Origin of the sequence: Macrococcus equipercicus, assembly GCF_004359525.2 — a bacterium.
In the GTDB taxonomy this organism is placed as follows: Bacteria; Bacillota; Bacilli; order Staphylococcales; family Staphylococcaceae; genus Macrococcus; species Macrococcus equipercicus.
Genome location: NZ_SCWC02000009.1, coordinates 51,821 through 71,882, shown reverse-complemented (window position 1 = coordinate 71,882; position 20,062 = coordinate 51,821). Strand labels below are relative to the sequence as shown.

Genomic DNA, 20,062 nt, shown 5'->3' with positions numbered 1-20,062 from the left:
ATTTTCCTAATGCCGAAGGCGTCAGGTCATATTCACGTACAATTTCATTTCTAGGTTTACCGTTCTCATAAAGTTTGACCATCTGTAGTTTAAACTCAGGACTGAAACTTCTTCTTTCTCGTGACATAAATAAATCGCCTACTTTTTTAGATTAACAATATCTATTCACATAGAAATTGTCCAACTAAGTGTAGACGATTCAGAATTCATAGATTATTCAGCAGAAAAGCAGAACGATCAAAAATCGCGTACTTCAAAAAATTCTCGTGAAATGACACCGAAATGGCTCGATAAAGAACAGACTTCAAAGCCTCTTACACCCGAGGAACAGGCAGAAGCTGAAAAATTGAAAGAACAAATAAAGAACGGTTTTTGGAGAGATGAACAAGAATAGACAATTTTAAACGATTATAACGTCTGAGATTGCGGTTTTAAACACGTTTTAGATGATTTCAACCACAAGTACATCAAAACTATAAATAAGGAGGGTTTATATGGACGATAAACGAAAAGAACTTGAGGAACTCGAAAAGAAAAGAAAGGAACTTCTAAAAGAGATTAAGGAACAGGAACAGCGACATTATAAGGCTTTAGTTGAGTTTTTCGGGGACGACTTCCCTCGCAATGAGAAGAAACGTCCGATTTCTCTCAAGCAGTTCAAAGATAAATACGAGTTAGTTGAAAAAAGAGGGAAATCTTTAGCTATGTTGGATCAAAAAGAAAAGTCAAAAATTGAAATAGCCGAACAATTCTTAAAAATAATGAATGTTTTAGCCCCCAAAATTGCGTCCAATAACGGATTTGTAAATTATCGAGAATCTGGAGAAGAACTATTAGCTTTAAAAAGGCTTTCAGAAAAAGAAAAAAAGTAAATACTTACACTTAACCTTAAAATTACCTTAAAAAATCTCCAAATATATTTACATTCTCTTTCCAAATTTTATAATTTAATTGCAACCGATTACAAAAACAAAGAGAAAAGGAGATTTTTACATGAAAATGACAATCGCAAAAGCATCATTATCATTAGCTATTTTGGCAGGAACAGGAGTTTATACAATTCCACAAACATATGCCAGCACTACAGAGACACAAGTACAACCATCCAATCAACAAATAGAATTGGCTAATACAATCAATTCTCATTTAACCAAAGAAGGTCAACACCTTAAAATTAAAAACCCCTTAATCTTAAGTGCAAAATTAAAGAAAATTTCTTCAGATGTTTCTCTTAAGGATGTAACACAATACGTTAACACATTCAATAATGTGTTAGATGGTAAAGAGGGCGTAGAAAAACAACAAGCTCTAAAAAATTATTTAAATGAAATAAACAAACAAAATATACAAAGTAGTGAAATGACTTTTTATGCTAAAAAGAAGAAAATTGATCCGTGCAAAGCTTTATCTGTCGTAGGATATGCTCATACAACAGCGTCAGCCGCTGCCGCTGTTGCGTTAGGTGTCTCAGGCCCTGTAGGATGGGGAGTTGTAGCTGGTATGGGACTTGCGTATACGGTAGGTGGTTTATATTGCTAGTACGTTCTATAAAAAATTATCAACTTACTATTTTTTATTTATTTATACTGCTAATTTTTTCGTTAGCATTTAAAGATAATTTACCTATGTATGTTGTAATGTCTATAGTTACTGTACTTACCACTTTCATGTTAGAAAATGCCTTTTTTAAAGAACATAGTTATCAAGAAAATAAAGGTAAAGTAGCTATTATATTTATAATAAATATAGCTATATTTATTATATTTACTACTTTAATTTTTAGGTAAGTTATACAATCAAGTTAGCCACCTAAGGTGGAAGATACACTAATTATTTATAAAAAAATACGCCATGACGAATTCATGTTAATATTGTAGTTCTCACACCGACAATAAAGGAATGAATTCGTATGACGCATATCAATGGTAACACGAAAACCGTTAAGGGCAAACACCTTTCTAGAGATGAACGGATCATCATACAGACGCTGATTGATGAAGGGTATTCAAACAGACAAATAGCCGGAAAGCTCGGTAGAGCGCCACAGACCATCAATAATGAGATAAAGCGCGGCATGTACACACAAAAGAGCCAGCAGATACAGAATAATAAAATCTACACTTACTACAAGTGCGTTTATTCACCTGATCTTGCTCAGGATAGATACTTTGAAAATCGTATCAAGTCAGGACGTCGTCCTATTCCTATCACAGGAAATCCCTTTGTTGAATGGGCTGATCATCTGATGATACATCAGGAAATGTCTCCGGCTTCCGTTATTATGCTGGCTAAAAAATCTAATCTTTTTCCAGAAAGATTCATACCCTGCATAAAGACACTCTATCACTGGATTGACAGAAAACTGATAAAGACACGCAATATTAATCTTCTGATGAAATTAAAGCTTAAGAATAAGAAGCCGACAGGCTTTACTCGTATCAATAAAAAAGTACTGGGTCAGTCTATTGAGCTGCGACCTCATGCAGTGGATACACGCACGACCTTCGGACATTGGGAGATAGATACTGTTGTCGGCCAGAAGTCTGCCGAAGACCAGGTTCTCCTCACCATGGTTGAGAGAAAAAGCCGGTATGAACTTATCTTAAAGATTGATGGTAAACAAAGCTGCCATGTAGTCAATGCACTACGTCATCTGATAAAAGAAACAGGAGATGCTTTCCCTAAAATATTCAAGTCCATTACATCAGATAACGGACCTGAATTCAGCGATCTTTCTGAATGTCTCAAGGGATTATCTGAAGTCTACTTTACCCACCCCTATGCCTCTTGGGAGAGAGGGACGAAAGAAAATCAGCACAGATTTATTCGCCGGCATATTTCTAAAGGTATCCCCATTTCAACTGTAACAGCTTCTACCGTCCATAGAATCCAGGAATGGATGAACAGATATCCACGCAAGATACTAAATGGACAGTCAGCGATGGAAGTGTTTTTGAAGGAACTAATCAAAGAGAACATACTGAGTGAATCCCTAGGATTCTATATGAACTAGATTTGTCAGGGTGGCTAACTTGTAATTGCAATTTAGAAAGATTAAAAATAGTATCATTTTAAAAATTATTATTAACTACAATTTTAATTTCTTTTCCATAAAATCGACAAACTCTATGGATCGATTATCACCATATCTTAATATATGAGATTTAACTTCTTTAAAATTTTTTTTTAAAAGAGGAGTTACTTCGGTAGTATCTGCCCATACATAAAAACTATGAGCATAATTAACTAATTCTGAAACGTCATAAAAATCTTGTGTATCAAGCATCTTTTCTAAACAATCATCTACATACATAAATAATTCTGATTGGCTCTTATCTTTTGATAAACGAAATAAATTGTCACTAAAATAAGTTTCGCTGACTTCTTCTTCCGCATACCAATTTTCAAATATAATATCTAGTTCTTTTTTTATAGAGTTTTTCAATATATCACCTCTTTACAAATTTTTGTAATTACTTGTTTACAAATTTAAAATCATCAAATTTGTAAGTTATTCTATTATAAACAAAATGTATTTCTATATTATCTTTCTTAGTAGCAGGATTCCCTATATGCACTCGCGTCATTTTGACCCATCCGTCTTTTTTGTGCCATCGCTTATCAGTCATCCCTTTTCTTAATCTTACATATGCCGAGTATGCCAATGACTCACTTAATACTTCCTCCATAAAAAGTTTTTCTTGAAGATTTTTTGGAGTAACTCTACCTGTAGAACCCTTATTCAATGATTTCTTTTTTCTCAGTTTATTTAAATTTTTGATTTGCTGATTGCTCGGTTTTGATTTAAGTTTTTTTGCTGCATTTTTACCTTCTTTAGTAAACGTCTTTTTAGCCAAATTGATTAACTTAGTCAATGCTTTTCTGATTGCTTGAGCTCTGCCACTTCTATTACCGTCTACATCAGTATAAAGTACCGAATTATTTTTAGCATAAGAATATACATTATGCATTTCTGCGGTTTCATCAGCGCCCAGTTCTGGATCAACTGCCAGGAATACGCCATGCTTAGGATGATAGTATCTCGCCATCAGATAGTACTGACTGGATTCAGTGTCATAGAAATATGAGGCATATCTGAACGGTTGATCTTTAAGGACTGAATCTTTGACAACTTCCTTGTTGGATTCATCAATTACTTTTAGTTTAAAATCAAGATCAAATGTCCTATTCAAAACAAAACACCCCTAAAGTTGAATTTTGTGGTTCAACTTTAGGGCTGTACTACACAAGGACAGTTAGATTTTTATTTTAATTTAAATAAGCGGAATCTTTTTCTTACTCTATTTAACTTTCTCATTGGAATTTTATTTCTATATTTTTCTAGGTTTATATTATAGAACTCTTCCATTTCTAATTTCAATCGATTTCTTAACAGAATAAATTCATGAATGAGATAATCTAAATCGAATATGTTATTTAAATCTTCCTCTTTCCATAATACATTTAACTGTCCTTTACTATCTAAAACTTTTATAGAAATAAATGGTTAATCTTCTTCTATCTCTATAGAATAGTATTCAAAATCTACTACTTCGAAATCATATATATACTTTAACCATTTATCTAGATAAAAGTAAAATTCCAACATTGCAATGCTTTCCTTAAAAAATAATATGTTATTGATTTTTATTGTCAAATCCCCTTCAATAAAAATCAATTTTGTTATGTCTTTTTTCATCAGGATTAAGCATGTTGAATTCATCAGTCAATACAAAATCTAGTGTTATTTTGTTATTCATGAGTACTCCTTCCTAAGAAATTGGAAACGCTGTCCATATATTTCCTTGATAATCAACAATTACTCTGTATCGTCTACACTACAATCTATTCACACGTGACCGAAAAGATGGATAAAGAAAAGATGCATAAACTAGAAGCAGTTAAAATATGCTAGGCTAAGAGTCGATTTTTCGATTCTTTTTTTATGTCTCGATAACTGTTTTTCTCACACTCCGCCCTTTTTCAATATCTTAAGGTAAAAAAATAACCCTCAAAGCTTTATGGCTCTAAGAGTTATCTGATTTGTATCAATTATTTCGCATATTCGACTGCACGCATTTCTCTCACGACAGTGACTTTTATGTGTCCTGGATACTGCAGTTCTTCTTCAATCTGATTCTTGATGTCCCGTGCAAGACGGTGTGCTTTCAAGTCGTCCACTTCTTCCGGTGTGACGATGATGCGGATTTCTCGTCCCGCCTGGATAGCGAATGACTTCTCAACACCATCATAGCTTTCAGCGATCTCCTCAAGGCGTGAGAGACGTCTTACGTAGTTCTCAAGCGTCTCACGTCTTGCGCCCGGTCGCGCAGCGCTCAGTGCGTCTGCTGCCGCGACAAGAATAGAGATGACAGATGTCGGTTCCACATCACCATGATGCGAATGGATTGCGTTAATCACGACAGGATGCTCCTTGTATTTCTTCGCAAGGTCCACGCCGATCTCAACGTGACTGCCTTCCACTTCATGGTCAATCGCTTTGCCGATATCGTGAAGTAAGCCTGCACGTTTTGCGAGCGTGACATCTTCGCCGAGCTCCGCTGCCATCATCCCGGCTAAGTGTGCCACTTCCACAGAGTGCTTCAGCACGTTCTGACCGTAGCTTGTCCGGTACTTCATCCGGCCGAGTATTTTCACTAAGTCAGGATGTAAGTTATGGATGCCGAGTTCAAACGTCGCCGCTTCCCCTGCTTCTCTGATGACTTCATCGACAGAGCGGCGGGCTTTCTCGACCATCTCTTCAATACGGCCTGGATGGATACGACCGTCTGAGACAAGGTTTTCAAGCGCAATCTTCGCGATTTCGCGTCTGATCGGGTCAAACCCTGACAGAATGACTGCTTCTGGTGTGTCATCGATGATTAAATCGATACCTGTCAGTGTCTCAAGTGTCCGGATGTTACGTCCTTCACGGCCGATGATCCGTCCTTTCATCTCATCATTTGGAAGATTGATGACAGAGACCGTTGATTCCGATGTATGGTCTGCTGCTAACCGCTGTACTGTCGTGGCAAGAAGCATCTTCGCCTTCTTGTCGACCGTATCTTTTGCTTCCTGTTCTTTCTCTTTCACTAATACTGCTATGTCATGAGAGAGTTCTTCTTCGACCTGGTCAATAATTTCCTGTTTCGCTTCATCTTGAGTCAGTCCGGAGATGCGTATCAGTTCCTGTTCATGTTTCACTATGATATCCTGGACACTTTGCTCTAACGCATCAACTTGATGTTGTTTTGCTTCAATTTTAGATTCTTTTTGTTCTAAAAGCTCATCTTTCTTATCTAAAAGATCGCTTTTTCGATCTAAGTTCTCTTCTTTTTGAAGTAGCCTTGCTTCTTGTCTTGATAAATCGGATCGTCGGTCGCGGTATTCTTCTTCCAGACGATCGCTGCGCAGCTGGTACTCTTCCTTCGCTTCAAGCAGCTTTTCCTTTTTCAGACTTTCAGCTTCTTTTCTAGCTTCTCTAACAATATGATCACCAGTTTGTCTTGCCTGAATCTGCTGGTTCGTCAAATTCGTCTTTGCTAGATAATAACCGGCAGCAACTCCTAGAATGATGCCAAGCAAAATGAATAAGGCGTATAGCATAACATAAACACCTCCTTTTGCTTAATTATCTAGTTATTCTTAAATAGCGATATATATAATTTGGAATTATATATATTAATTGTACGTTTTGAAGTGCAGTAAAGTCAAGGTCACTAGACTAATTAATCATAGACAAAAACTGAAGTCAGAATGACTTCAGTTTCATTATCGAGCTTATACTAATTCGTCTTCGAACAAGTCAGCAGCTTTGTCTTCTTCCGGTTCAGCAGGCGTTTCTTCTGCTACCGCGTCTTTTGGCATGATACCGATTTCCTGACGGATCTTCGTATCGATCTCTTTCAGAATTTCAGGATTCTCCTTCAAGTACATCTTCACGTTTTCTTTACCTTGACCCATCCGTTCTCCGTTATATGAATACCAGGCGCCGGATTTCTGAATGATTTCATGCTCTGCACCTAAATCGATGATCTCACCTTCACGTGAAATCCCTTGACCATACATAATATCCACTTCAGCTACACGGAATGGCGGCGCTACTTTGTTTTTCACGACTTTGATCTTCGTGCGGTTACCGACGACTTCCACGCCTTGCTTCAACTGCTCAGCACGTCTCACTTCCAGTCTGACAGAGCTGTAGAATTTAAGCGCACGGCCGCCTGGTGTTGTTTCAGGATTACCGAACATCACACCGATTTTTTCACGGATCTGGTTGATGAAGATAGCAATTGTATTGGATTTTGAGATAGCCCCTGATAACTTACGCAGTGCCTGCGACATGAGACGCGCCTGCAGACCGACGTGCGTGTCACCCATCTCGCCTTCAATCTCCGCCTTTGGTGTTAATGCTGCGACTGAGTCGACAACGATGATATCAACGGCACCACTACGGACGAATGCTTCTGCGATTTCCAGACCCTGCTCCCCGTGGTCCGGCTGAGACAAGTAAAGCTCATCAATGTTGACACCCAGTTTCTGTGCATAGACAGGATCCAGTGCATGCTCCGCATCGATAAACGCTGCGACACCGCCCTGCGCCTGAACTTCTGCAATCGCGTGAAGTGCGACTGTTGTTTTACCTGAGCTTTCAGGTCCGTAGATTTCAATGATTCTTCCCTTCGGATAGCCGCCTACCCCTAAAGCGCCGTCCAATGTAATAGAACCGCTGGAAACTGTAGAGACGTTACGTGCTGTGTTCTCTCCGAGCTTCATGACAGCTCCTTTACCGAAAGATTTCTCCATATTTTTAATGACTGTATCTAAAGCTTTCTGACGTTCGTTCAAATATATATCCTCCTTAATAACACAAGTGTTATTAGCTGATTTTTTAGCGCTCTTATAAGTATTACTATACTGATTTTCAGACGAAATAGCAAGCGAAAAGCAAACGTTTGTTCGTATTTTTTCATACAGTATTTACCGATAAATCATCAGGACTTCATGAACGCATCAGTCATTTTTTACGCCTTAATGACTTACTATCAGTTTATCATATTCTGTGTTTTAATAAAAAAAGAACAGCCGCAGCTGTTCAATTATTTTGAATTTTTGAAGACATCACGGCCATGATAGAAGTATTCAATCCCTGATAAAATGGTGAAGAAGACTGCTAAATACATGAGCCAGTAACCGAGGCCGAAGCCCAGCCAGTTGACAAATGGTTCGTTCAGCAGCAGCAGGGTCATCGCGACCATCGTCACCGCTGTCTTGATCTTACCGAGCTTGCCGGCTGCTGAGACATAGCCCTGCTCGACCTGCAGCAATCTGAGGCCGGTCACCGCAAATTCACGGGCAATGATCACAATCGCCATCCAGGCCGGCAGTACATTCAGCTCTACTAAGGCAATCAGACCGGCCGATACTAACAGCTTATCCGCCAGAGGATCCAAAAACTTGCCCATATTCGTCACGAGCTGCCACTTCCGTGCAAGATAGCCGTCTATCCAGTCTGTCAGCGACGCAAAAATAAAGATCAAAGCGCCGATAAACTGCTCGATGCGCATATCATAGCTGCCTAGAATGCTGATTGACCCCATGTGGAAGTCAGCCAGCAAAAATAAGATGAAGACGGGAATCAATAACACGCGGGCCACGGTAATCTGATTCGGAATATTCATTTATAATCCTACTTTCTCTGTTAATCTGTTGACTCTATAGCAAACTGATACGTTCTTGTAATCAAACTGTCTGCTGTTTTCGGTACATCTAGTTTTTGATCGTTGATCCACACCTGCAGATCAGTGGAATTCCCGGAGATCAATGTGACGGTTTTAACTTTGTTATCAATCGTCATCGTCTTGTCCTTCACTTTCTGATAAGCATAGCGTTTTTCGTTGTCATCATTCACCTGTATCCACGTCGGGACACTTGACTTCACTTTCAGCACAAGCCGTTCATTTGTTACGACGTCATAGCTCAACGTAGACCCGTCAAACGATTTATATTTGACCGATGTCTTGACCACTTTCACCGGTTTCACTGGCTTTTCTTTCACTTCTTGTTTTTTAGCGGCGGCTTTCGACTTTTCTTTCGCTTCTACTTTGACGTCCCGGCTCTCATTGACGTTCCCTGCCGTCCAACGGTTATCCGTGGATTTGAACAGCAGTTTGGCACTCAGCAGCCAGACCACACTGATGACAAGTATCAGGCCGACTAATGAGATGATGAGCTGCCGGATGAGCTGGTCGTCTTTTTTGACGATAGTCTGCGTCTCGTTCAAATGTTGTTTAGCTTCCACTGCAGAAATATAGTCATCAGGCAGTTCATCCTGATGTTCTTCAATCAGTTTCTCCGCATTCAAATTGACGCTTTTTGCATATTTCTCAATGAAGCCGACCGTATAGTTCGGGTTTGGCAGTGATGCGAAGTCATTGCGTTCAATCATTTCGATATATTTACGCTGTATCTTTATTTTGTTCTCAAGGTCAACCAGTGTCATTCCAAGTGATTCCCGTTTTTGCTTCAGCTTACGTCCAATAGGCTGCATGTATTGACCTCCTTACTCGTAAAATCCAAAACCTTCATTGCCGAACAAGTTATTTTTGCTGACCTGCTCATATGTAATCTGCTGCTCTTCTGATTCCCTGAGCTCGATGATATAGTCAAAATCATCAAGTGTGAACTCGCTGTTCTCGACGAACAGGTCAGGATGCTCCACTACTTTGACGGCAGGCAGCGCCATCACTTCCTTGATGAGCTGCATATGTTTCATATCCGTCTGCTTAGCACTGACAGCGCCGTCAATAATATAAATATAGTTGCCGTCATATTCACCTTTGAAGAGTGAGTTCCGCACCGTCTGCTTGATCATCGTTGAAGAAATGAACAGCCACTTCTTATGCGCACAGACGCTCGCAGCGACGATAGATTCTGTCTTACCGACGCGCGGCATCCCTCTAATGCCGATCAGACAGTGATTTTTTTCTTTAAAAAGCTCCGCCATAAAGTCAACGAGTATCCCGAGTTCTTTTCGGACAAATCTGAACGTCTTCCGGTCATCCAGGTCCCGCTTAATATAGCGGCCGTGTCTGACAGCCAGCCGGTCCCGCAGCTGCGGTGTCCGGAGTTTTGTAATCTCTATCTCCTCGAGCTGGTTGACGATGCTTTCAAAGCGTGCGACTTTCTCCATATTGTCAGTCTTCAGCAGCAGCCCGCGACGGCCCTGATCGACGCCGTTAATCGTAATGATGCTGATACCGAGCGTACCAAGCAGACTTGAAATATCTCCCAGCAGCCCCGGCCGGTTCACTTTAATCTCGTACTCGAGATACCATTGTTTATGCATTGTCCATCCCCCTAGATCAGCCATCCGGCGTTGATTCGCATTACCTGTCCCGTCACATGCCTCGAGCGTTCATGCAGCAAATACAGCACCATATGAGCCACTTCTTCCGGAGTCACAAGTTCCCCCTGCGGAATGTCTTCCAGTATCAGCGGCAGTTCTTCCAGCGCCGCTGTCATTCGTCCGCTGACGAGCCCGGGTGTCACTGCATTGACTGTAATATGACTCGGTGCCAGCTCCTTGGCCATCGCTTTGACCAGGCCGAGCTGACCGGCTTTCATCGCCGAGTATACGGCCTCCATGGCAGCGCCTGTCTCTCCCCATATCGAACTGATTACCACTATATTACCACATCGTCTCCTGACCAGCGTAGGAATTATCCACTGGACGACCGTGATTAAATTTTTCAGATGAATCATATACTGACGGTCGACCGCTTCAGCCGTCTCATCCTGCAGGAGGCCGAATTGTGCGGTGCCTGCTGAATAGATGACGCCGTCCAGCTGCTCAAAAAAATCGGGACGGACGGCAAGCCCCGCCGTTAAATCTGCCTGCCAGTAAGTCACACGGTCATCCCAGCGTGCAGTGAGTACAGCAAGGTCTGCGTGATGGTAATGACAGACAGCCGTGTGCCCTGCTGCAAGCAGCGCATCGATGACAGCACGGCCGATATCACCGCTGCCTCCGGTCACTAAAAAGTTAGCCATTCGGCATCAGGCGGCTGTCTGTCATACGCGTAAGATCGATTTTGCTGAACGTGTTGAGACTGTCTTTCAGTGTCAGCTGTTCAAGTATCGGCAGAATATCAAACAGCACCGCACCATTGAAGTAGTAACGCGTGAACTGATTGGCGATATATTCAGGAGAATTCAGGCTCGAGATATACTCACCGATCGTCTGCTTGACAAGCCGTGCAAACGCTTCGTCGCTGAAGGAATAATGAGTCAGGCGTTCAATGAGGCGTGCTTTCAGGACATCAGGCTGTTTCGTCGAGCCGGCGATAAAGAGATGGGAGAACGTCGGCTCAAGCGTGAAGCTGTAGCCGAACGTGTCATCAATCAAACCGTCTGCCAGCAGCTCATGATAAAATGCCGTCTGTTCACCGAGCAGCAGGTCCAGTATAAACATCACTTCAAGCTCTGTCTGAATCAATGACTGGTCAAGCTGATGCAGCTCAGCTTTAATGCCGAGCATCAGCTTCGGCTGCTGGACGTCCGCCGTCTGTTCGAGCAGCGCTTCCTTGACGTGCGGCGGCTCATGAATGTCAGCTGTCCGCGCGAAATACGCAGTGTCAGACACCGCATATTGGTTGGCGTCAACAACTTCCGCTATTGTCTCAGGGTCGATATTGCCGACGATGAACATGACCATGTTCTCTGGCCGGTAAAATGTATGATAGCAGCTGTACAGCTTATCAGCAGTAATGTCATTGATAGAAGCAATGCTGCCGGCGATGTCTTCTTTAACCGGATGGTTATGATACATGCCTTGCAGCGTCTGATAATAAAGACGGTAGTTCGGCTGATCCTGATACATCTGAATCTCCTCAGCAATGATACCGATCTCTTTTTCCACAGATTCTTTAGAGAAATAAGGGCGCTGGACCATCGACAGCAGCAGCTTGATATTAGCTTCAATATTGTCTACGGCAGTGAACAAATAGCTTGTCCGGTCGTATGACGTGAAGGCATTGGCAGAAGCTCCGTTTTTTGAGAAAGCGTTGAACATATCTCCTTCTTCTTTCTCAAACATCTTATGCTCAAGGAAATGGGCGATCCCTTCCGGCATCTTTATCATGTCATCGGCACCGTAAGGAACAAACTGATTATGCAGTGAGCCGTAACGGGTAGTGAGTGTGACATAAGTTTTCTGGAACCCTTTTTTCGGAATGACAAACAACTTCAGACCGTTGTTCAACGTCGTCTCAAATAATGATTCGTCAATCTGCTCATAAATTAATTCTTTCATGCTTTCACCTCATTGGTCAGACAGTATATCGTATGGACATGAACATGCTGAGCGACATGGATGACATTTTCATAAGTCACCTCATTGATGCCTGCAATCCACTCTTCTGTTGTCAGCTTGATGTCGTCAAAACCTTTAGCATACGTCGCCTCGATCCATCCTTTCGGTCGGTCAAATGTCTCTTTTTTATGAGTGACCAGCATCGTTTTCGCGGTATGTATTAACTCTTCACTGAACTGTCCTGCTTTAATCATGTCAAGCTGCTCCAAAATGGTATTGACAGCAAGCTCACGTGTTTCTTTATTGACGCCGGCAATGACGTACAGATAACCGAGACGCGCATCAATCTGCGAATGAATCTGATAGGCAAGGCTCAGTTTCTCTCTGACATTCATAAACAGCAGGCTCGTCACATCACCACCAAAAATCTGGTTGAAGACAACGAACGAAAAGTAATCACGTGTGCCGTAAGTGATGTCCGCTGTCATTCCGATATTGATTTTAGCCTGCGTCGTATCTGTCTGCTCTGTGACATAGTGAGGAACATCCTGCCGGCCGATATTCAAGTCTTCAAGCACGGCAGTGCCCTGCGGCAGCGCTAAATAGCGTCTGACGTCACGGGTCACTTCATCACTATCAACGTCACCGATGACAAAAATCTCTTTCTCATCATGGTGCAGCATCGCCTCATAGGCCTTATAAATAGAACCAGGTGTGACCGCAGCAAGCTCTTCTTCTATGCCGTAACTCGGGAAGCGGTAGTCATGTCCTTTGAACATCTCCTGCATGAGCTGCTGATATCCATACTGTGTTTTATTGTCCTTGATGGAGTCAAAGCGCGCCTGCATCAATTGCTTTTCAACAGCTACTTTGCCCGGGTGAAATGCCTCGCCTTCAAGGAGCGGTCGCTGAATGACTTCTTCCAGCAGTTCGAGTGCCTGAACGAATAAATTCTCCGGTCGGCTCAAATATTTATCATTGATGATATCAATGCCGATCGTCAAGACGTGCGCCGTCTTCTGTTTTGTGACATAGCTGAACAAATTAGCCCCGTAATTTTCTGCGACCACATCATGCAGCTGCTGCTCGGATGGGTACCGGGCCGTTACTTTTGTCATCAGTTTACTCAGTAGCGCACGCTCTGTCACCGTGTCCTTGTTAATCGGTGCTTTGAATTTAATGACTATCGATATCGTTTTAAATTTATGTTCCTCGTTAATATGTACTGGTATCATGTCGTCACTTCATTTCCCGCTTGATTTGGAATTTCATCTGGTTCGATTTGAAATAGTTCATGGAAAAAAGCACCGGCCTGTCGTCCTCATTGTAATGAACCTGCTTAAACAGCAGCAGGCTTTCTTCCGGCGCACATTCCAGCGCATTCGAAATGTAAGGTTCATAACTGATCGCTTCTATTTCGCAAGTCGCATAGGCCACTTTGAATCCCGGATTATCCTGGAGAATCTGCAGCAGTGAAAGCTTATCGTTTAAATGCAGATAATCAAAGTCCGGCTGATTGATTTTATCCAGGCAGTAAGCGACCGGCAGTCCATCGGCAGTACGGATACGTTCCACTACTGTGATCAGCTGGTCGTCAGTAATATTCAAGATTTTTTTGTCATCGCGTGATGGCACTTCCGGATCCTGACTGATGATAATCGTTCCGGCCGTACAGCCGACTTCTTCAATCATCTTTGTAATGCTCCGGAGTTCATCCACCGGATAGAAAAACGCCGGTTCCGGCTTAACGCAGTAGCCTTCCTGAAATTTCTCTGTCAATATCTGTTCAGTAATCAATTCTCTGATCGCCTGTTCGACATTATCCTGTGAAATATCGAGTGTACGGGAAATTTCGTAGAGACTGGGTATCGGCGCATTAGGCGCAAACTGCTTCTGTTCAATATTCATGATAATCCAGTCTTTAACAGTTAATATTGTATGTTGAACGGACACCATTCATTCCTCCATCATTCTTTCGTTTCATCTATCAGTACTTGTCTCGGCTTGCTGCCTGATGCAGGACCGATCACCTGATTCATTTCAAGTTCGTCAATTAATCGCGCAGCTCTATTATATCCTATTCTGAACTGCCGCTGTAACAATGAAGCACTTGCTTTCTGCTGGGCGACGACAAATTCATAGGCTTCAAAGTAAAGGGCATCTTCTGACGGCGAGTCCGTCTTGATCTCATCCGGCTCCAGTTCCTTGACGTAGTTCGCAGACTGCTGCTTCGTGACATAGTTGACGACAGCTTCTACTTCCTTGTCTGACAGGAATGCCCCTTGTATACGGGTCGGTTTTGACTGACCGGACGGCAGGAACAGCATATCACCGCGTCCGAGCAGTTTTTCCGCACCCTGCGAGTCGAGAATAGTGCGTGAGTCGATCTGTGAGCTGACCGCAAAGGCAATGCGTGACGGAATGTTCGCCTTGATCAGACCAGTGATGACGTCCACTGACGGGCGCTGCGTAGCGATGATCAGATGGATACCAGCTGCACGAGCCATCTGTGCAATCCGCATAATAGCACTTTCCACGTCCTTACTCGCCACCATCATCAAGTCAGCGAGCTCATCAACAATGACCACAATATAGGGCAGCTTAGCGTTCTTCTCACCAAGCTCTTCATTCTGTCTCGTCAAGTATTGGTTGTATCCTTCTATATTTCTTGTTCCGGTATGACTGAATAAGTCATAGCGCCGTTCCATCTCACCGACGATTTTCTGCAGTGCCTGTGCCGCTTTCTGCGGATTGGTGACGACAGGTGTCAATAAGTGCGGAATTCCGTTATAAACATTCAGCTCGACCATTTTAGGGTCAATCATCATCAGTTTGACTTCGTGCGGCTTCGCATTCATCAGTATACTGGTGATAATGCCGTTAATGCACACTGATTTACCGCTGCCGGTAGAACCGGCTACAAGTAAGTGGGGCATTTTGTTCAGTTCAGCTGTAATGGCGTCCCCTGAGATATTACGGCCGAGGACGACTTTCAATTTGTTATCTTCGACCGGCTCTTCTTCCAGCACTTCCCGCAGTGTGACCATTGAGACCGAATTATTCGGCACTTCAATCCCTACTGCGGACTTCCCTGGAATCGGCGCTTCAATTCTTATATCTTTGGCGGCGAGTGCGAGCGCAATGTCATTCGACAGGTTGACGATACGGCTGACTTTGACACCCATCGCGGGCTGCACTTCATACTGCGTCACTGCAGGACCGATTCTGATCTGACTGACTTTCGCATTGACGCCGAAGTTTTTCAGTGTCGATTCCAGCAGCTGACCGCGCTGCTTGATCGTCTTCATGTCAGACTTCACGCCGCCGTCAGGCAAATTCAGCAGGTCAAGCGGCGGCAGTGCATAATCTGGATTGTCATCATCCATGACAGGAGGGGTCGCCTTTTTGACAGGCTGCTCTTTTTTCCGTGACTCGTGATGGGACAGCGGGATATCAGTGTGTTCTTCAGCGACCGGTTCATCTGCCTGGATATCATAGTCAGCTGTGACATCATCAACCGGCACTTCGTGAAGCTCTGACACATCGATGACGTGGTGGTCACGTGTCGATTTCAGCTGCTGCACTTTTGTCTGCGTTTTTGTCTGCGCTTGCTGTGTCAAGTGCAGCAGCTGCTCGAAGATGACCTTTGATTCTGCTCTGATTGAGCGGCCGGCGATTAATATGCCTGCAACACCGAGAACAAGCAGTGCAAAAATCAGGGCTCCGATAGGACTGATCAGCTGGCTGAGCGACCGTTCGAGCGCATAACCGAGAAAGCCGCCGCCTTGAAAATGGAAATGCGAATCAGATTCTGTTTCAAAAATCCCGTTAAACGTCGGCCTGACCTGCACTGCTGTTAAATGGCGGACAGATTCAAAGACAAGACAGAGGCCGAGCTGCAGTGTCACCCAGCCGGCAAGCCGCCTGTTCAACGGGACGAATTGTTTGTTCACTGTATAATAAATGGTCAGCATGACAAAGAATAAGTATGTAAAGTAACGGGCGCTTCCCGTCAGCAAGATCATCAGACAGTCAATCGCAAGACCGACAAGTCCAAACTGCAGTATACCAAGGACAAAGAGTGCCAATATGACAAGTGATGTCAAATAGATGACAGGGGTGCCCGGCTTTTTAGTCTTACGCTTCTTTGCGGCCGGCTTTCTTTTTTTGCTGCTTGCTTTTTTAACTACCAATCATGACACCTCTCATGATAAATAAATAAACAAGCCTAAGCTTGTTTATTTAATGTTATCAAATTTAAATTTCTGAAATCACCGGAATGATCATCGGTCTTCTCTTCGTTGAATCATAGAGGAATTTACCGAGCTTGTCGCGCATATCCTGCTTGATTTCTGACCATTCGATGCGGTTCTGCATCAGGCCTTCTTCGACGATAGCGCGCACTTTATCTTCTGCTTCCTTCAGGAGTTCTTCACTCTCACGGACATAGACAAAGCCACGTGACTGAATCTGCGGACCTGCCACGATTCGTCTGTTCTTCGGATCAAGTGTCACAACTGCGATGAAGATACCATCTTCAGCCAGCAGACGACGGTCACGCAGTACGATGTTACCGACATCGCCGACACCGATACCGTCGATCAGCACATTGCCTGCTGTGACTTTTTCGTTGGCCACCATTTTCTCACCGTCAAAGTTGACCGCGTCTCCTTTTTCAAGCAGGAAAATATGCTCCGGCTGAACACCTGTTTCAGCTGCGAGCTTAGCATGTGCAATCTGCATCTTGAATTCCCCCTGCACAGGAATGAAATATTTCGGCTGCATTAAGTTCAGCATCAACTTCAGCTCTTCCATACAGCCGTGACCGGATGCATGAATCTTCTTGTTCGTCGGTACGACATGCGCGCCCGCTTTCACCAGGTGATTGATCGTTGAACCCAGTATGACTTCCATGCCGGAAGACGGTGTCGTCGTAATGAAGACAGTATCCCCTTCTTCGATATTCATGATGCTGTGTTTTTGCAGTGCCATATGAGCTAATGCTTCAATCGGTTCACCCTGCGAGCCTGTAGAGATGATGACGATTTCATTCTTCGGATATTTCGCTACATCTTTAATCGGGATCAACAGCTGCTCCGGAATATCGAAGTAGCCGAGCTTACGTGCAATATTGAATGAACTTTCAAGTGACTTACCAAGGAATGTCACTTTACGATTGTTTCTAGCAGCAGCTGTCAGCACCTGCTGAATACGGATGAAGTTGGACGCGTAGCACGAGACGATAATCCGGCCGTTTGCTTTCGCAAACTCATCATTGATATGACTCTCAATGACATTCTCAGGTGTATTGTAGCCGGGTTTCTCTGCTTCAGTCGAATCACTGATCAGTGCCAGCACGCCGCTTTCACCGATAGCGCTCATCTTCGACATATCCGGGCGATAGGGCCCTTTGACACTCTGGTCGAACTTAAACTCACCTGTGTAGACGACCGCACCATGAGACGTATGGATGCAGATACCAAGGGCGTCAGGAATACTGTGGGTCGTATTGAAGAAGGTGATGTTGACGCCTTTGAAGCGCATCACTGATTCGTTGTTCACTGTATAATATTTTAACTTGCGATCAATCTTCGCGTCTTTCATATGGTCTTTCACTAATGCCAGTGTCAGGCGTGAGCCGTAAATCGGCGCATCGATCTTACCGATGATATAACGCAGCGCACCGATTGCATCTTCATGACCGTGTGTCAGGAAGATCCCTTTCAGACGCTCTTTGTTCTCAATGACATACTGAATGTCCGGAATGACGACATCAATTCCGAGCATCTCGTCTTCCGGGAACATCAGCCCTGCATCCAGCATGAACATCTCATCATCTACTTCAACGATGTACATGTTCTTTGCGATTTCCCCTACGCCGCCGAGCGGAATGATTTTAATATGGTTGTTATCTTTTTTCACTAAATTCAAAATAGTTCCTCCTAAAATTCTTTCCCGTACAAAACATATTGTCTTTATTATAAGCTATTTGATTCTTATAACACAATAAAAAATAGGCGGCGGCTTGTTGAAACGCTTAAGTGCCATCTGCTCACCGGCACCTCAACAAAAAAACCGGATGAAGTTCATCCGGTTTAAAAGTGCTGGTACAGCACATCACGCTGAAATGTTAGTCGCTCGTTTCTTCAAGTTCGATGCGGTAATTGCCGCCGACAACGGTCAAGTTGCTCACTTTAATGCGGGATGATGAATAGCGCTCCTCGTCTCCTTTAAAGACGGCAATGGAATCGATGGACTGGCTTGTCTCAAGCTGGTTGAAGAACAACCCGACATCCCCGTCTGTTGTCGTGATTCTGACGGACGGCTGCTCAACGGTCAACTGCCCTTCTGCTTCGAATGTCTGATCATTGATGTTTAACTTATCAAATACCATAATGATGCCTCCTTTGTCTTCACTTTTATTTTAATATTAAATGCCGGTTATGACAAAGATTTAGTGAACGTCATCCTGGACGGCTGAACGGCAAGCATCTGCAGCACTTTATGGATGTCAGTCAAGGTGATAGCTTCTATATGCGCTTCAAATTCTTCCAGTGTGACGACTCTGCCGTAATACATGTAGCTCTGACCGTTACGCATCATAATATGACCGTCATAATCATTATTCATATAGGCATTCGTGATGAGATAAGTTTTCGCCCGCGTAAGCTGTTCTTCCGTGACCTGATCCTTAAACGCTGCCAGCAGCCGGTCAATCTCACTGGCCGCTTCTTCGACCGCAGTATGGTCACAGGCGATATAAATGGAGAACACCCCGCCTTCACTATAAGCATCGAGTGACGAATAGACGTTATAGCAGAGGCCCAGCTCTTCACGCAGCCGTCTGAACAATGGCGAGGAGACTGACTCACCGAACATGGAGCTGAACAGGCTGAACGCATCGTATAATGGATGATGGTAACCTACCGCATCATAGCCGATCAATAAATGCGCCTGCTCATAATCATGATGCTGGACGTCGCTGAAAGGTTCAAACCGATAGTCAATTGGTGCTGCCTTATCCGTCTGAGCCGGTGTCATCCGGCTGAAGACATCGCGCAGTACCGTTGAATCCTGGCCGGCATAAGAAATAATGATATGGTCCGCTCTGTAGAAGCGGCTGTAAAAGTTAATGAGCACTTCACGGTCAATCTGTCCGACTGATGCTTTAGTGCCAAGAATCGGCACGGCAAACGGTGTATTGCTGAATGCTTGCTCCTGAAACACTTCATAGATCAAGTCTTCCGGATCGTCTTCTGTCATCTTGATTTCTTCCAGGATGACCTGCTGCTCGCGCCTCACTTCTTCTTCGGGGAAGGTCGAGCAGTTCAGCATCTCATCCAGCAGGTGAATCGCCCGCTCTTCAAAACGCTGCAATGTCTTGATGGTATAGCATGTGTATTCCTTTGTTGTATAGGCATTGACTTCTCCGCCGATCGCATCCATTTCGTCAGCCAGCTGTTGTGCAGTGAACGACTGTGTCCCTTTGAACAGCATATGTTCCATAAAATGAGCGGTCCCTGCCGGGAAGTCCTCTTCGTTCTTCGTTCCGACTTTGACGAATGCTGCAATATGCACGGTCTGATGTACGTTGTGCTTATCCAGCACTACGAGTCCATTGTTTAACTTCAAGCATTAACCTCTTTCCTATATAAAAACCGGGACTATGCCGTCATTCTTCAATGAAGACGCCTGGTGAAACCGTGCGCAACATCGAAGAATTCAGACTTATGTCCCAGCCTTCTTTCT

General features: G+C 43.5%; 21 protein-coding genes. 4 read left to right on the top strand and 17 right to left on the bottom strand.

The genetic code is table 11. From position 1 onward, the window contains the following. Positions 1–127, bottom strand: a 127-nt coding sequence (locus ERX35_RS10090) for a transposase (protein ID WP_149458327.1), incomplete at its 3' end; no start/stop codon positions are given. 144 nt (positions 128–271) lie between these two features. Between ERX35_RS10090 and ERX35_RS11675 the strand changes: the two genes are divergently transcribed. From ERX35_RS11675 to ERX35_RS10075, 4 genes are all read left to right on the top strand, one after another. After that, positions 272–394, top strand: a complete 123-nt coding sequence (locus ERX35_RS11675) for a hypothetical protein (protein WP_281290606.1) — start codon at positions 272–274, stop codon at positions 392–394. Between the two features lie 100 nt (positions 395–494). Continuing rightward, a complete protein-coding gene (locus ERX35_RS11550; protein WP_211360020.1) occupies positions 495–872 on the top strand; it encodes a hypothetical protein in 378 nt (125 codons plus the stop codon). 121 nt (positions 873–993) lie between these two features. Then, the gene (locus ERX35_RS11610) at positions 994–1,539 is read left to right on the top strand and encodes a hypothetical protein (RefSeq protein ID WP_246143157.1); all 546 of its coding nucleotides are present in this window, start codon (positions 994–996) and stop codon (positions 1,537–1,539) included. 370 nt (positions 1,540–1,909) lie between these two features. Further along, positions 1,910–3,013: an IS30 family transposase gene (locus tag ERX35_RS10075; RefSeq protein ID WP_149459772.1), complete on the top strand. Its 1,104-nt coding sequence runs from the start codon at positions 1,910–1,912 to the stop codon at positions 3,011–3,013. A gap of 75 nt (positions 3,014–3,088) precedes the next feature. Here ERX35_RS10075 and ERX35_RS10070 read toward each other — a convergent pair whose 3' ends face one another. The 16 genes from ERX35_RS10070 to ERX35_RS10000 all read right to left on the bottom strand — a co-directional run bounded on the left by ERX35_RS10070 (position 3,089) and on the right by ERX35_RS10000 (position 19,945). Further along, entirely contained in the window at positions 3,089–3,445 is a 357-nt protein-coding gene (locus ERX35_RS10070) for a hypothetical protein (protein WP_149459771.1), read from the bottom strand. Positions 3,446–3,473: 28 nt separating this feature from the next. Then, a complete protein-coding gene (locus ERX35_RS10065; protein ID WP_149459770.1) occupies positions 3,474–4,193 on the bottom strand; it encodes an RHS repeat-associated core domain-containing protein in 720 nt (239 codons plus the stop codon). 314 nt (positions 4,194–4,507) lie between these two features. Next, complete coding sequence (locus tag ERX35_RS11495; RefSeq protein ID WP_170234611.1) at positions 4,508–4,699, bottom strand: DUF7878 domain-containing protein; 192 nt, start codon at positions 4,697–4,699, stop codon at positions 4,508–4,510. A 353-nt stretch (positions 4,700–5,052) separates the two neighbouring features. Beyond that, complete coding sequence (gene rny / locus ERX35_RS10060) at positions 5,053–6,606, bottom strand: ribonuclease Y (RefSeq protein ID WP_149459769.1); 1,554 nt, start codon at positions 6,604–6,606, stop codon at positions 5,053–5,055. 174 nt (positions 6,607–6,780) lie between these two features. Next, a complete protein-coding gene (gene recA / locus ERX35_RS10055) occupies positions 6,781–7,848 on the bottom strand; it encodes a recombinase RecA (protein ID WP_149459768.1) in 1,068 nt (355 codons plus the stop codon). Positions 7,849–8,099: 251 nt separating this feature from the next. Further along, entirely contained in the window at positions 8,100–8,681 is a 582-nt protein-coding gene (pgsA, locus tag ERX35_RS10050) for a CDP-diacylglycerol--glycerol-3-phosphate 3-phosphatidyltransferase (protein WP_149459767.1), read from the bottom strand. A 20-nt stretch (positions 8,682–8,701) separates the two neighbouring features. Next, a complete protein-coding gene (locus ERX35_RS10045; protein WP_149459766.1) occupies positions 8,702–9,550 on the bottom strand; it encodes a helix-turn-helix domain-containing protein in 849 nt (282 codons plus the stop codon). Positions 9,551–9,562: 12 nt separating this feature from the next. Next, positions 9,563–10,348, bottom strand: coding sequence for a YmfK family protein (locus ERX35_RS10040; protein WP_149459765.1), 786 nt, complete (start codon positions 10,346–10,348; stop codon positions 9,563–9,565). An 11-nt stretch (positions 10,349–10,359) separates the two neighbouring features. Beyond that, complete coding sequence (gene ymfI / locus ERX35_RS10035) at positions 10,360–11,052, bottom strand: elongation factor P 5-aminopentanone reductase (protein WP_149459764.1); 693 nt, start codon at positions 11,050–11,052, stop codon at positions 10,360–10,362. Further along, entirely contained in the window at positions 11,045–12,313 is a 1,269-nt protein-coding gene (yfmH, locus tag ERX35_RS10030) for an EF-P 5-aminopentanol modification-associated protein YfmH (RefSeq protein WP_149459763.1), read from the bottom strand. The genes ymfI and yfmH overlap by 8 nt, the downstream gene beginning before the upstream one ends. Next, positions 12,310–13,548 (bottom strand): EF-P 5-aminopentanol modification-associated protein YfmF, encoded by a 1,239-nt coding sequence (yfmF, locus tag ERX35_RS10025; RefSeq protein ID WP_149459762.1) that lies wholly within the window; start codon positions 13,546–13,548, stop codon positions 12,310–12,312. The genes yfmH and yfmF overlap by 4 nt, the downstream gene beginning before the upstream one ends. A 4-nt stretch (positions 13,549–13,552) precedes the next feature. Further along, positions 13,553–14,269 (bottom strand): GntR family transcriptional regulator, encoded by a 717-nt coding sequence (locus ERX35_RS10020; RefSeq protein WP_149459761.1) that lies wholly within the window; start codon positions 14,267–14,269, stop codon positions 13,553–13,555. 11 nt (positions 14,270–14,280) lie between these two features. Then, positions 14,281–16,506 carry an FtsK/SpoIIIE family DNA translocase gene (locus tag ERX35_RS10015; RefSeq protein WP_211360018.1) on the bottom strand — a complete coding sequence of 742 codons (2,226 nt, stop codon included), beginning with the start codon at positions 16,504–16,506 and terminating at the stop codon, positions 14,281–14,283. Positions 16,507–16,570: 64 nt separating this feature from the next. After that, complete coding sequence (rnjB, locus tag ERX35_RS10010) at positions 16,571–18,244, bottom strand: ribonuclease J2 (protein WP_149459760.1); 1,674 nt, start codon at positions 18,242–18,244, stop codon at positions 16,571–16,573. A 199-nt stretch (positions 18,245–18,443) separates the two neighbouring features. Then, complete coding sequence (locus ERX35_RS10005; protein ID WP_149459759.1) at positions 18,444–18,707, bottom strand: hypothetical protein; 264 nt, start codon at positions 18,705–18,707, stop codon at positions 18,444–18,446. Positions 18,708–18,754: 47 nt separating this feature from the next. Further along, positions 18,755–19,945 carry a M16 family metallopeptidase gene (locus tag ERX35_RS10000; RefSeq protein ID WP_149459758.1) on the bottom strand — a complete coding sequence of 397 codons (1,191 nt, stop codon included), beginning with the start codon at positions 19,943–19,945 and terminating at the stop codon, positions 18,755–18,757. Between the last annotated feature and the right edge of the window lie 117 nt (positions 19,946–20,062).

Bases quoted from the DNA above. Each gene is read 5' to 3' on its own strand.
- ERX35_RS10005 (WP_149459759.1), bottom strand. From the start codon at position 18,707: ATGGTATTTGATAAGTTAAACATCAATGATCAGACATTCGAAGCAGAA.
- ymfI (WP_149459764.1), bottom strand. From the start codon at position 11,052: ATGGCTAACTTTTTAGTGACCGGAGGCAGCGGTGATATCGGCCGTGCT.
- ERX35_RS11675 (WP_281290606.1), top strand. From the start codon at position 272: ATGACACCGAAATGGCTCGATAAAGAACAGACTTCAAAGCCTCTTACA.
- ERX35_RS10040 (WP_149459765.1), bottom strand. From the start codon at position 10,348: ATGCATAAACAATGGTATCTCGAGTACGAGATTAAAGTGAACCGGCCG.
- ERX35_RS11495 (WP_170234611.1), bottom strand. From the start codon at position 4,699: ATGAAAAAAGACATAACAAAATTGATTTTTATTGAAGGGGATTTGACA.
- ERX35_RS10045 (WP_149459766.1), bottom strand. From the start codon at position 9,550: ATGCAGCCTATTGGACGTAAGCTGAAGCAAAAACGGGAATCACTTGGA.
- rny (WP_149459769.1), bottom strand. From the start codon at position 6,606: ATGCTATACGCCTTATTCATTTTGCTTGGCATCATTCTAGGAGTTGCT.
- ERX35_RS10020 (WP_149459761.1), bottom strand. From the start codon at position 14,269: ATGGTGTCCGTTCAACATACAATATTAACTGTTAAAGACTGGATTATC.
- yfmH (WP_149459763.1), bottom strand. From the start codon at position 12,313: ATGAAAGAATTAATTTATGAGCAGATTGACGAATCATTATTTGAGACG.
- ERX35_RS11610 (WP_246143157.1), top strand. From the start codon at position 994: ATGAAAATGACAATCGCAAAAGCATCATTATCATTAGCTATTTTGGCA.
- pgsA (WP_149459767.1), bottom strand. From the start codon at position 8,681: ATGAATATTCCGAATCAGATTACCGTGGCCCGCGTGTTATTGATTCCC.
- ERX35_RS10075 (WP_149459772.1), top strand. From the start codon at position 1,910: ATGACGCATATCAATGGTAACACGAAAACCGTTAAGGGCAAACACCTT.
- ERX35_RS11550 (WP_211360020.1), top strand. From the start codon at position 495: ATGGACGATAAACGAAAAGAACTTGAGGAACTCGAAAAGAAAAGAAAG.
- yfmF (WP_149459762.1), bottom strand. From the start codon at position 13,548: ATGATACCAGTACATATTAACGAGGAACATAAATTTAAAACGATATCG.